Below are 13,996 nucleotides of genomic sequence, written 5' to 3' on the forward strand. Positions count from 1 at the left end.
ATTGCCGATAGTCCAGTTCGGAGCCGTCCACGTGCCTACCGATGGAGTCGCGCTCACAAAAGTATACCCTGCCGGGAGTACATCACTAACAACTGCGTTTGAAGCATTATGAGGACCATTTGCTGTAGCAGTTATTGTAAAAGTCACAGTACTGCCTACATTAGGGGTCGGATTATTCACTGTTTTCACAACAGAAACATCTGAACAGCCCAATATATTTACTGAAATTGGCGGAGAAACAACATTATCACCACAAGGAAGTAAAGCAGAATAAGAATATGATCCAGAAACTAATGTAGTATAAGTTTGACTATTTGCTCCTGAAATTGGAACATCATTCAAATACCATTGATAATTTGAATATCCAGATTGTGCAGTCAACAAAGCTTGATAATCAACACATGACCCCATTGAGTTATATGTAACCGAAGGAATTTCTGGCTGGCTTACAAAATTTGAAAAAATGGATGACATTGAAAACCCCCCACCTTGTTGCACCATTGAAACTGCTATATTAACCGGGCAAGTAATCAATATGTCATTTGGATTGGAAATCTGCACATTAGTAAAATCAATTAAATACCAACCTGATGTTCCCAATTGTCTCCTAACTCCAGCAATCGTTTCAATGTTAACTCCATTTACTAAGATAACAGAAGTAGCATCATGAACCAAAACATATCCAAAATAGGGTAAATTTCCTAATGCATAGTTTCTAAATTTGTATGTCTCAATAAGTCTTGAACCATTACAGGGAGAACTCACTGGAGTTACTGATGTGATATCAACCTCACAAGATTGCGCCTGACCGGCATAAACAACAACTTTTTTTGTAGCTAATATTCTATTTGCAGAAAAAGCAGTAGCACCATCACCATTTGAAAAAGTAACAAAATCTCCTGCATTGACCAATGTAGTCGTTGAAGAAGAAATAAAAGCTCCAGTAGTAGCATTATAAATTTCATTTGTCACAACAGTATTAGCTTCAGTTGCAACAACTGTATTTTGTTCAGGCGTAGCTGTACCTGAAGAACGATATACAACATATTCTAAACCTAATGAAGAAACCGGAGGTATTTGATCATAAGTACCATCTCCGCAACCTCCTGGAGAATCTAAATGCTTGTATACAGTCATAACAGAACCTTTCGACGCTGTAACCAAAGAACCCATAGCTGTTGTCGCTCCGGGAATTATATAACTCTGTCCAGCGTTTAGGGTTACTAAATTAACACCATTTAAACTAACCTGAGTTGCATTCTCAATTGCCATTATTGAATATCCCAAGTCTGCTGCAGCTCCAACATTCCTGTAATAACCAACTCTAAAATTTGTTCCTATCCCTGAACTTCCAAAACTAAATAAAGAAGCATTACCTTTAATGAAAGCATCAAATCCACCAGAATCTGACATAACATTTCTTAAATTCACTGAAATTGGCTGATCAGCAGAAACAATAATACCTGCGCCATTCAAAACTGTACTTTGTCCCCAAACAGCAGCACTATTTGGAGCAGCAGCAAACCTGTAAACCGCAGGAGTACCCAGAGTAGCGGTTAAAGCAGAAGTAATTACCGTACCATCACTTCGGGAAATTGTTATGTTTGCTGTTAAAGCTGAATTAGTACAAACAACAATTTCATTTGCATTTGTAAAATAATTCCAATCAGCAGGTGCAATGTAATGCCTAGGATAAAACTGAGCTGCGGCATCAAAACTTACCATGATTAGCACAAAAAACAGAAGATTCCTGACGGCTGTTTTCAATGCTGAAATTTTATTTTTATTGTCAACCAAATTGTAATTACTATACTTCATTTTATTTGCTTTTCAATTACTACTTTATAATTTATGTTGATTCCTGATTTTTAGGTTTTGAACATTCTTCCTTAAAAGCAATAAAATGACACTACATGCCTGATAAATTTTTCATCTTTTATTTTCCAGATCCGATGTGGATGTCTGGCGAAAATTTACAGTTGAAAATTAATCTGGATATGCATCAATTTCATCGTTCTTTTATTTAAGAAAAAAATCGATTTTCACTTTTATAATATTCTAAAATATTTTTAGATCGAGCTGGCACTCTATTATAAAATAAGACGGGTATTGGGTTTGCAAATCTTTCCCTTGTAAAAGTATTTTTACTCATAGGCGAAATTTTAGTTAGTGAGTTGTTCATTTGCCGCAAAAGTATATTAATATTTATTACGGTTTAACCGTAATAATACTTAAAAAGACAAAAGCAGGCAAAAAACCGACAAAACGCATATAAAACCGATAAAAAACATAAGATTAGGACTACGAACTCTTAATTTTCGGTATGAAAAAAGGGAATTTTATGCTTTTTGAACCTATTATTTATGTTAAAAACTTAAAATATATCTCACTAATACTTAACACTTTGAAAAAGTAATCAACAAAAATCTTTATTAATTTTACAAATATTAGATGGAAATTAGCGTGGTAAAAACCCGAATTGAAGAGCGAGATTAATCAAAAAAGTACCGTTGAAAAACGAAAAAAACAATCGGATTATATCCTGAATTTTGTCTATTGGAAAGTGTGAATGAAAAACTATTTCAGGTCTAAATGAGAAAAATTTCAGCCTTTATTTTCTCAAAAAAACTGATGAAATAAAGGCTGAAATTTTGCAATATTCTATAAAAAAAGTGACCGTGGAGGGGTTCGAACCCCCAACCCTCAGAGCCGAAATCTGATATTCTATCCAGTTGAACTACACGGTCAATAATTTACTGTTCTCCTAATAATAAGGAGGAGCAAATTTAAACGATTATTTGTTTATACCAAAAGTTTCTTAACGATTGCCGAAATTGTTTTTCCTTCTGCCTGGCCGCCAATTTGGGCTGAAGCCAATCCCATTACTTTCCCCATTGAAGCTATACCCGAAGCACCGGTTTCAGTTATTATTTTTGCAATGATAGCTTCTACTTCTGTTTCTGATAATTGTGCTGGAAGAAATTTTTCAATTACTGCAATTTGCGCCAATTCAGGTTCTGCCAGATCCGGACGGTTTTGCTCTGTAAAAATACCAGCACTGTCTTTACGCATTTTCACTAATTTCTGTAAAATCTTGATTTCTTCTGCCTCTGAGATTTCTTCTTTGCTTCCTGATGCCGTTGAAGCAAGTAACAATTCCGATTTAATTGCACGTAATGCTTCTAGTGCCACTGTGTCTTTTGCTCTCATGGCGTTTTTCATTTCGTCCATGATTTGTGTTGATAAGCTCATATTTTATGTCTTTCTAATTCGTTATTATTTAGCTGTTTGCCCCTGATGGAAGTAAAAAGCCTTTTGAGAGAAAATGGATTTTTTCTTAAAGTGGAAAAGCGACCGAAGGAAGCTCTTTACAGTTTTTAGAAAAAAGCATTTTGCGAAAAAAGCTTGAAACGTACAGCAGGATCAGGCACGCAAATTTAGTGAAATTTAGATTGCTTCGCACCTTGTAGCGATAAAAAATAACCCGAAAAATCATTAGAAATTTCGGGTTATCAAAGTTTAGTTTGCGATAGTTAATCTACGTTGTCGTGCAAAAAGGAGTTATTAGAACGCAACTGAACATCGTCGTTACTATCTAACCCCAGTGACAGACGCGATCTGTTATTGTCTATAGGATTGTTTGAAATATCTATCCCCATTCGTTTGTATGCCGGCTCTTTTTCAAATTCATCAACGCGTGCTGCATTGTTATGAAATTTATAATTGAATTCTTTCATCTTACGACGGCGCTCTTCAGCTCTCATTTTCAGAGAATCTTCGATTGACATTTCTACAGGAGAAATATCGTTTACCGGATTTTGAGTAGCGTATTGTGGCTCAATATCTACTTTTTTAACAGTAATATTCAGCTCTTCAGGAGTCGTTTCAACTACTGTATTCTCTACCTTTTTAGATTCGAATAAATGGTTTTCAATATCCATGTATTCTTCCAACGAATGTTTGATTACTCCGTTTTGAGTCACCTCAGTTATCGGAACAAATTCTACAGCTTCATTAACTTTTATCTCTTTGATTTCGTTTGTCAAATCGAAAATCAGTTTATCAGTATTTACTGTTTCCTGCACTTTCTGAATTGGCAAATCAAAAGTAAGTGCAATCTGATCCTGTTCTTTTACTACAAATTGCGGATCGACAACTTCAATTTCTTTTACTTCCGGTGAAGTGAAATAGAAATTGTTTGCCTCAATACTTTTTGCTGAAACAATTTCGAAAGTAACATCCAGATTTTTAATCAATTCGGTTGTTGGAACCAAATCCATAGCAAAAATAGGTTCAACCATATCCGGAATCTCTTCTTCTAAAGAAAAAACAATTTTTTCTTCTTCTTTTGGAGTTTCTGCAACAATCGGGTTTTCTGTTATTCCATTTGATGAAAAATCAAATCCTTTTGCTTCGAATTTTTGCGTTAGATCACGAACGATTTTCTGTTCGTCCTCTAAAGCATGGATTATTTTTTTAGGCTCCGTATTAACGATCTCGTTTTGTTGTTCTACACAAAAACCAGTGGCAATAATTGTCACCGCAATGGAGTCTCCAAGTGTTTCGTCTTCACCAACTCCCATAATAATATTGGCGTTGAATCCTGCTTCTACCTGGATATGATCATTGATCTCTCCGATTTCATCGATAGTAATTTCGTTAGTTCCAGAAACAATAAGCAACAATACGTTTTTGGCACCTGTAATTTTATTATCGTTTAACAATGGAGAATCCAATGCTGAAATAATGGCATCTTTAGCCCTATTTTCACCTTCAGCTGTTGCAGAACCCATAATGGCAGTACCTGAGTTTGAAAGTACTGTTTTAGCATCTTTTAAATCGATATTTTGCGTGTAGTGATGTGTAATTACTTCGGCTATTCCGCGCGAAGCAGTCGCCAACACTTCGTCAGCTTTAGAGAAACCTGCCTTGAAACCAAGATTTCCGTATACTTCTCTTAATTTGTTATTATTGATAACAATAAGCGAATCTACTTGTTTTCTTAATTTTTCTACTCCTAATAAAGCTTGTTCAGAACGTACTTTTCCTTCAAATTGAAAAGGAATAGTTACGATTCCAACAGTAAGAATATCTCTTTCTTTGGCCAATTGGGCAATTACCGGTGCAGCTCCTGTTCCGGTTCCTCCACCCATACCGGCTGTAATGAAAATCATTTTAGTATTTCCATCCAACATTTTTTCGATATCCTCAATACTCTCAATAGCTGATTGCTGTCCTACATTCGGATTCGCTCCAGCACCCATTCCTTCGGTCAGGTTGATACCCAACTGAATTTTATTTGGCACAGCGCTGTTATCTAAAGCCTGTGAATCTGTGTTACAAACCACAAAATCCACACCTTTAATACCTTGTTTGAACATGTGGTTAATAGCATTACTACCTCCGCCACCTACTCCAATTACTTTGATTACATTTGATTGGTTTTTTGGTAAATCAAATGAAATGCTTCCAAATTCTGAGTTGCTTTCCATACTATTTGGTTTTTATTATTGTATTATATGCAACAACGGACGATTACTCGGCGTTGTCTAAGAAATCTTTAATTTTATCTATATACTTGTCGAAAAAGGATTTACGAATCGTTTTTTCGGTACTTCTTGAGTCTGCTTTAGCTTCCTCTAATATTTTTTCTGCTTCCTGCTGGATGACTTCCCGCTCAGCAATTGTCGGCTTCTGAATCAAAACCGGCTCAGGAATGTAATTGTCCTGCGGCACAGCGCTTACCGTGTTATTGCGAACGCTATTCATAACCAAACCAACAGCAGTCGCATACAATGGACTTGAAATTTCTTCATTGGAATTCCCTGCCAAATGTTCGTTTGGATAACCAATACGGGTATCCATTCCTGTGATGTATTCTACCAATTGCTTGATATGCTTCAACTGTGAGCCACCACCTGTCAGAACAATCCCTGCAATTAATTTCTTACGAGGATCTTCATGTCCGTACGCTTTGATTTCCGTATACACCTGCTCAATAATCTCTACCACGCGGGCGTGTATTATTTTTGACAGGTTCTTTAACGAAATTTCTTTCGGATCTCTTCCGCGTAAACCAGGAATAGATACAATTTCGTTGTCTTTATTTTCTCCCGGCCAGGCAGAACCAAATTTTACTTTTAACAATTCCGCTTGTTTCTCGATAATCGAGCAGCCTTCTTTAATATCTTCTGTAATTACATTTCCTCCAAAAGGCACAACCGCCGTATGACGGATAATTCCGTCTTTAAAAATGGCTAAATCTGTTGTTCCTCCGCCTATATCAATCAAAGCCACACCGGCTTCTTTCTCTTCCTGACTTAAAACAGCATCTGCCGAGGCCAATGGTTCTAAAGTTAATCCTGACAAATCAAGCCCTGAACTTTTAATGCAACGTCCCACATTTCTGATTGACGATGCCTGCCCGACAACAACATGGAAACTGCTTTCCAGACGTCCGCCGTACATTCCGATAGGCTCTTTTATTTCAGATTGCCCATCAATTTTAAATTCCTGTGGCAGCACATGAATAATTTCCTCACCCGGCAACATCGCTAATTTTTGAACCTGATTGATTAAAACATCAATATCGTGCTCACTTATTACTTCTTCCGGATTGCTCCTCGAAATATAATCACTGTGCTGAATGCTACGAATATGCTGTCCGGCAATACCAACAACAACATCTTTTATTTTATATCCTGAATCATTCTCCGCTTCCGCAATTGCCTCCTGGATAGATTGGATGGTTTGTGTAATGTTATTTACCACACCTCTGGCCACACCGAGACTTTTAGATTTTCCGACGCCTAAAATTTCTAGCTTTCCATACTCATTTTTCTTGCCTATCATAGCTACAATTTTCGTTGTACCTATATCAAGTCCTACTGCTATATTCTCTCTTTCCATACTAATTTATTTTGTACAAACCACTTGTTTGGTAAATTTCAAATTAATTCTCTTATATGAATCTATCAAAGTGTCTTGTACAGCTTTTTGAAAAAACGCTTTATAGTTATTAAATTTTCTTTCCATTTGAATGGTTCTTCCAAAATCAATATCATAACTATAATTTCTATTCTTCATAATTACGCTTCCATCAGGTAAAATTTTAAGCCCGATGATGTTTTTTTTCAAAAAATCATCGTTATAAATTGCCTGCAAAAGCTCCACACAATTCTTGCTATAAGCATTGTTAATATCGCCATAAACAAGCGGAACTCTCGCCGTAAAATTACTTGAAAGAGGCATCTTACCTCCCTTATAATCAATATAGAAGGACGTATTATTGTTAAAAACTCTAGCAATTGGGGTCTTTTGTTTGACTATCGTTTCTAACTTCCCATCAACGCTCACATACACCTCTGAATTATCAATCATGCTGTGTTTATTGATAGTTTGCTCAATATTCTTCAAATCTAGGTCATCTTTTTGGATAGTGGAAGTGCCTCCAAAATTTTCTATCAACAACTTATTAACCATTTCATGAGTTACGAACGGACTTTCAGAATCTAAAAATTCAATAACCGGTTTCGAAATTTTTCTGTGTTCATTCCTTTTTGAAGTAAATGAATACAAAAAAACCACCAATCCTAAAATGGCGACAAGCTGAATATTTATCAAAATATTATTTCGCATCCAAAGCATTTTTTATTTCTGAAACCATTTCTCCGATATCCCCAGCGCCAATTGTAACAATTACAGGAGCATCTGAGGCCTTTAACAAGGAAATCAATTCATTTTTCTGAACTAATTTCTTATTTGGGTTCTCTATTTTATTCAACAACCATTGGGATGTGACACCTTCCATAGGCAATTCTCTCGCCGGATAGATATCCAACAGTAGAACTTCGTCAAATTGCGATAAACTTTTCGCAAAGTCATCTGCAAAATCTTTAGTTCTGCTAAACAAATGCGGCTGAAAAACCGCCAGTACTTTTTGTCCCGGATACAATTCGGAAACTGCCTGATGCACTGCATTAATTTCTGTTGGATGATGTGCATAATCATCAATATATACAAAATCCGGTTTTCTGATCTGGAAAGAAAAACGACGTCTTACCCCTTTAAAGGTTGCTAGTGCTTTAGCAATGGATTCGGTTGGGGTTCCGAAAGTTCGAGCCATTGCTAAAGCCAGCAAAGCATTGGTTAAGTTGTGTTTTCCCGGCAAGCCGAATCTTAAATCTTTTATATTTTCGGTTGGTGTTTTTACATCAAATACGTACCAACCATCTTCAATCCTGATGTTATGAGCTACAAATTTCGAATCGTCGTTTGCTCCAACCGTAATGCCTTCCAAAGGCAAACCGTTGATTACAAAAAGATCATTTTTATCAGCAACTTTGTCTGCAAATTCTTTAAATGAAGCTTTAATTGCCTCATCATCGCCATAAATATCCAGATGATCTGCGTCCATTGAGGTTACACAGGCGATATTTGGATGCAAATGCAGAAAAGAACGATCAAATTCATCCGCTTCAACTACGGTAACGGTTTTTCCTGTTCCGATTAAATTGGAATTGTAATTTTCGACTATTCCGCCAAGAAAAGAAGTCACATCGGCACCGCTCTCATACAAGATATGCCCAAGAATACTCGATGTTGTTGTTTTTCCGTGGGTTCCGGCAACCGCAAAACAAAAAGTGTCTTTTGTGATAATCCCTAATACTTCAGCTCTTTTTTTAACCACATAATCCCTCTCAAGAAAATAATTCCATTCCGAATGTGATTTCGGAACTGCAGGCGTGATAATTACCAACGTATTTTCTGCAAAATAATCTTTAGGGATTAAATCGATACTATCCTCAAAATGAATCGAAATACCACTTTCAATCAATTCATTTGTTAATATAGTAGGCGTTTTATCGTAACCAGATACGTTTTTACCAATGGCTTTAAAATAACGAGCCAAGGCACTCATTCCGATGCCTCCGATACCTATAAAATAAACGTTATGTATTTGGTTTAAATTCATTTTCTTTTATTTGATTAACTTAACTATTTCGTCAACAATTTGTTTTGTTGCGTTTGGCAAAGCCAATGCTGTAATATTTTTACTTAAATCATCCTGTTTTCCCTGATCCTTTAATAAGGATTCAAAAACAAGACTAAATTCTGATTCCAATTCCGATTCTTTCAATAAAATAGCACCGTGTTTCTCAACAATGGCCAGTGCATTTTTAGTCTGATGATCTTCCGAAACATTTGGAGAAGGAATAAAGACAACCGGTTTTCCCACCAAACACAATTCAGAAACCGAAGAAGCGCCAGAACGTGAAATCACGATGTCAGCAGCAGCATAAACCAGGTCCATTCTATCGATAAATGCTAAAACCTGAACATTTTCTCTATCTGAAAAATGCTTAAACTCTTCAAAATACAGTTTCCCGCACTGCCAAATAATTTGAACATTTTGCGTTAATAACCAATCTAATTCTTTCGAAATCAATTTGTTAATTCTTTTTGCACCTAGACTTCCTCCCAAAATCAGCATTGTTTTTTTGGATGCATCCAAATTAAAATATGCCAAAGCTTCTCCTCTTTTCTCCTCTACCGAAATCAAATCCTGACGTACCGGATTTCCAGTTAAAATCATATTTTCTTTTGGAAAAAATCGCTCCAAATTTTCGTACGCTACACAAATTTTATTGGCTTTTTTAGCCAGTAATTTATTGGTAATGCCCGGATACGAATTTTGCTCCTGAATTACAGTAGGGATTCCTATCATGGAAGCTACCTTTAAAACGGCTCCACTTGCAAATCCTCCGGTTCCAATAACGACATCCGGCTTAAATTGTTTTATGATTCCAAAAGATTTAACCAAACTTGATATTAATTTTATTGGAAACATAGCATTTTGCAATGTTAATTTTCGCTGAATGCCGGCAATCCATAAACCTTTAATTGGATAACCTGCCTGAGGCACTTTTTGCATTTCCATTTTATCTTTGGCACCTACAAAAAGAATTTCAGCTTTAGGATAGCGGGTTTTCAATTCGTTGGCAATGGCAATTGCAGGATAAATATGCCCTCCTGTTCCGCCTCCGCTGATTATAAATTTCGGATTGTCTTTCATCATTTAAATTATTTATTCAAAACAGCATTCATTGGATTAATCGCATGGTCTTCAATCGAATAATTTTCTTCAACAGTTTCTTTATCTTCTTCTAATTGTCTATCAATTAATTTTTGCAGGGCTTCGTCTCGTTGTTGTTTTTCGAGATTCTCCTGAACAATTTCTTCTTCTTTTTTAGTCACATTCAAAATAATACCGAGTGCAGCACACGTCATCCAGATAGATGTTCCTCCACTACTTATTAAAGGCAATGTCTGTCCTGTTGTAGGTAATAATTCGACAGCTACTCCCATATTTATAAATGCCTGAAAAATGATGGGAAAGCCCAATCCGGCGACAATTAATTTACCGAATAATGTCGGGGCTTTGTAGGATGCAATTATGAATCGGATGAAAAGCATCAGATATAAAAACATCACTACAAATCCACCGAAAAGCCCGAATTCTTCTATTATAATGGCAAAAATAAAATCGGAAGAAGACTGTGGCAAAAAGTTTTTCTGAATACTTTTCCCGGGACCTAACCCGTAAATTCCTCCGGAAGCAATGGCTATTTTGGCTTTTTCTATTTGGTAATCATCTTCACCAGGCTTGTCAGAAGTAAAATTCTCAATACGACTTATCCAGGTGTCTACACGATTAGGAAATGCATCCGGAAATGCTTTAACAATCAAAACAAAGAACGCAAACGACACGATTCCGAAACCAACGATGATTCCTATATTTTTAATTGGATATTTACCTATAAAAGTCAACATCAAAACCATAGAAAAAATCAAAGCTGTAGTAGAGAAATTGGCTGGTAAAATCAACATCAGGGTAAAGAAAACCGGTGCCCAAAGTTCTAATAATGATTTCTTGAATGTCATTTCTTCGACTTCGGTTTTAGACAAATACCTCGCTACAAAAAGCAGCAACGAAATGGAAGCAAAAGCAGAAGGTTGAAAAGTAATTCCTAAAAACGGAACTTGTATCCATCGGCTGGCATTTGCTCCTTCAATCATAGTTCCTTTAAGCAAAGTATAAACCAGCAATATCCAGGCCAACGGCAATAAAATTCTGGATAAACTCCTGAAATAATGGTAAGGTATTTTTTGCATCTGGTACATAATAATGAAACCCATTAGAAGATGCACGAAATGTTTAATTAAATATACCAGCGTATTTCCTGTACCATGTTTGAGATACGCTAAGTTACTACTTGCGCTGTATACCGGCATAAATGAAAATAACGCCAAAAGCGCCACGAATGACCAGATGACCTTATCTCCTTTAAGATTATGTATTAGCGTTTTCATTTTCTATATTTAGTCGATTAAACTATTTTCTTTTAATTATTGCTGTATTATAAATTCTGAACAGCTTGTTTGAATTGCCTTCCTCTGTCTTCGTAATTTTCGAACAAATCGAAACTTGCACACGCTGGCGATAATAACACAGAATCCCCTTTTTCAGCTATTCTGTAGGCTTGTCTTACCGCTTCGGTCATAGAGGTAACTTCAACCAATTCATCAACAACATCTGCAAAAGCATCAATGATTTTTTTATTATCAATTCCAAGGCAAATAATAGCTTTTACTTTTTCATTCACCAAAGCCATCAATTCTGCGTAATCGTTTCCTTTATCAACACCGCCGACAATCCAAACCGTTGGAGTTGTCATGCTGTCAAGTGCAAAAAAAGTAGCGTTTACGTTTGTTGCTTTTGAATCATTGATATATTGTACGTTCTGGATCTTCAATACTTTCTCCAAACGATGTTCAACACCTTGAAAATCAGATAAACTCTCTCGAATAGTTGCTTTCCTGATTTTTAATAATTGTGCCACCGATGAAGCAGCTAAGGCGTTTTTTACGTTGTGTTTTCCTTCTAAAGATAAGTGTGATGTTGGCATAACAAAGGGGTCGTTGTTGGTATTGATATTGATATTTTTTTCTGTTTCGAAAGCTCCGATTTCAAATTGTTTTGTCAATGAAAACGGAACTAGTTGTGCTCTTGTCTTGTTGTTTTTCAGCCAATTATTGATGGCTTCATCATCCGCATCATAAATCAGGTAATCTTCTTCCGTCTGATTCATGGTCACTCTGAATTTTGAAGCTATATATTCATCATAATTATAATTATACCTGTCTAAATGATCAGGGCTTATATTTGTAATTATGGCAATGTGCGGCTTGTAATTTATTATTCCGTCCAATTGAAAACTGCTTAATTCCAGCACATAAACATCATGTTTATCTTCTGAAACCTGCCAGGCAAAACTCTTACCGATGTTTCCGGCCAAACCCACATTCAATCCGCCTTGTTTCAGCAAATGATACGTTAGCATTGTTGTGGTAGTTTTACCGTTACTTCCAGTGATTCCGACTGTTAAAGCGTTTGTAAACTGGTTTGTAAATTCAATTTCAGAAATGACAGGAATGTTTTTCTCTTTTAGCTTTTTGATGATGGGTGCCTTATCCGGAATTCCGGGACTCTTCATTACCACATCAGCGTTCAGAATCAATTCTTCTGTGTGCTGTTCATCTTCAAATTTAATTTTATGAAGAATCAGCACTTCTTTATAGTTATTTTTAATTTTTCCAAAATCGGATACAAAAACTTCGTATCCCTTTTTCTTACCGAGAATTGCAGTACCTACACCGCTTTCTCCTCCACCTAAAACTACTAATCTCATATGCTATCTTAGTTTTAAGGTTACAATTGACACAATAGCCAATAAGATTCCGACAATCCAAAAGCGAGTCACGATTTTACTTTCATGATAGCCTTTCTTTTGGTAATGATGATGTAATGGTGACATTAAGAAAATTCTTCTGCCTTCGCCAAAACGTTTCTTTGTATATTTAAAATACATTACCTGCATGACAACCGATAGATTTTCAGCCAAAAATATGCCGCAGATAACCGGAATAAGCATTTCTTTTCGAACTGCAATGGCTAAAACTGCGATGATTCCACCAATGGTTAAACTTCCTGTGTCTCCCATAAAAACGGCTGCAGGATAACTGTTATACCATAGAAAGCCGATCAATGACCCTACAAAAGCAGCAATAAAGACCGTCATTTCTCCCGAATTAGGAATAAACATAATATTCAGGTAATTGGAGAAAATAATATTTCCTGATACGAAGGTAAAAACACCCAGTGCGATGACCGAAATGGCAGAAGTTCCTGCCGCAAGACCATCAATACCATCTGTAAGATTAGCTCCGTTTGACACCGCTGTGATGATAAAAATCACAATTGGTATAAAAATCAGCCAGGCGTAGTTTTGATAATCGTCACCTGTCCAGGCTAACAATTCGGCGTAATCAAATTCATTATTTTTAAAGAAAGGAATAGTAGTAGCCGTCGATTTCTCTTCTAATGAAACCGGATTGATCGTATTTTGAGTGGCATTTACCACAACAATATTGTTTTTTGTAACTTCTTTACGAATAGTAACACCAGGATGAAAATACAGTGTGGCACCAACAATAATCCCTAATCCTACTTGGCCAATTACCTTAAAAATCCCTTTTAATCCTTGTTTGTCTTTTTTGAATATTTTAATGTAATCATCAATAAATCCAATTGTTCCCATCCAAAGTGTAGTGACAACTAAAAGAATAACATAGATATTATCCAGCTTTGCTAACAAAACCACCGGAACTAATGTTGAAAAAATAATAATCAATCCACCCATCGTTGGTGTTCCTGCTTTTTCAACTTGTCCTTGAAGTCCCAATTCTCTTACGGTTTCTCCAACTTGCTGACGACGCAGATAGTTAATAACACGTTTACCAAAAATAGTTGACAGCAGCAGTGACAATATGATTGCCAGTGCCGATCTGAAAGTGATATACTGAAAAACTCCCGTTCCCGGAACGTCTAAAGTCTTATCTAGATATTCAAATAAATAGTATAGCATATTTTTGG

Annotated in this window: 9 protein-coding genes, 1 tRNA gene and 1 pseudogene; all 11 read right to left on the reverse strand. The window is 36.2% G+C overall.

Features of this window, described 5'->3' with window-relative positions:
• Positions 1-1,818 (reverse strand): annotated as a pseudogene (locus tag ACRDEC_RS03860) (hypothetical protein); the annotation flags it as partial.
• A gap of 855 nt (positions 1,819-2,673) precedes the next feature.
• Positions 2,674-2,747 (reverse strand) — tRNA-Arg (locus tag ACRDEC_RS03865).
• A 55-nt stretch (positions 2,748-2,802) separates the two neighbouring features.
• Positions 2,803-3,252 carry a GatB/YqeY domain-containing protein gene (locus tag ACRDEC_RS03870; protein WP_431497020.1) on the reverse strand — a complete coding sequence of 150 codons (450 nt, stop codon included), beginning with the start codon at positions 3,250-3,252 and terminating at the stop codon, positions 2,803-2,805.
• 281 nt (positions 3,253-3,533) lie between these two features.
• Positions 3,534-5,492, reverse strand: coding sequence for a cell division protein FtsZ (ftsZ, locus tag ACRDEC_RS03875; RefSeq protein WP_431497021.1), 1,959 nt, complete (start codon positions 5,490-5,492; stop codon positions 3,534-3,536).
• Positions 5,493-5,535: 43 nt separating this feature from the next.
• Positions 5,536-6,909, reverse strand: coding sequence for a cell division protein FtsA (gene ftsA / locus ACRDEC_RS03880; protein WP_431497022.1), 1,374 nt, complete (start codon positions 6,907-6,909; stop codon positions 5,536-5,538).
• 6 nt (positions 6,910-6,915) lie between these two features.
• Positions 6,916-7,638 carry a cell division protein FtsQ/DivIB gene (locus ACRDEC_RS03885; protein ID WP_431497023.1) on the reverse strand — a complete coding sequence of 241 codons (723 nt, stop codon included), beginning with the start codon at positions 7,636-7,638 and terminating at the stop codon, positions 6,916-6,918.
• Positions 7,628-8,974, reverse strand: coding sequence for a UDP-N-acetylmuramate--L-alanine ligase (gene murC, locus ACRDEC_RS03890; RefSeq protein ID WP_431497024.1), 1,347 nt, complete (start codon positions 8,972-8,974; stop codon positions 7,628-7,630). Before murC ends, ACRDEC_RS03885 begins: the two co-directional genes overlap by 11 nt.
• A 6-nt stretch (positions 8,975-8,980) precedes the next feature.
• Positions 8,981-10,075: an undecaprenyldiphospho-muramoylpentapeptide beta-N-acetylglucosaminyltransferase gene (gene murG, locus ACRDEC_RS03895; RefSeq protein ID WP_431497062.1), complete on the reverse strand. Its 1,095-nt coding sequence runs from the start codon at positions 10,073-10,075 to the stop codon at positions 8,981-8,983.
• Positions 10,076-10,083: 8 nt separating this feature from the next.
• Positions 10,084-11,373, reverse strand: coding sequence for an FtsW/RodA/SpoVE family cell cycle protein (locus ACRDEC_RS03900; RefSeq protein WP_431497025.1), 1,290 nt, complete (start codon positions 11,371-11,373; stop codon positions 10,084-10,086).
• Positions 11,374-11,420: 47 nt separating this feature from the next.
• On the reverse strand, positions 11,421-12,752 hold the full coding sequence (gene murD, locus ACRDEC_RS03905) for a UDP-N-acetylmuramoyl-L-alanine--D-glutamate ligase (protein ID WP_431497026.1): 1,332 nt from the start codon (positions 12,750-12,752) through the stop codon (positions 11,421-11,423).
• Positions 12,753-12,755: 3 nt separating this feature from the next.
• Positions 12,756-13,988, reverse strand: a complete 1,233-nt coding sequence (gene mraY, locus ACRDEC_RS03910) for a phospho-N-acetylmuramoyl-pentapeptide-transferase (RefSeq protein ID WP_431497027.1) — start codon at positions 13,986-13,988, stop codon at positions 12,756-12,758.
• Positions 13,989-13,996 lie beyond the last annotated feature (8 nt).

The sequence above is a fragment of the Flavobacterium sp. genome (genome assembly GCF_050696275.1).
Classification (GTDB): Bacteria; Bacteroidota; Bacteroidia; order Flavobacteriales; family Flavobacteriaceae; genus Flavobacterium.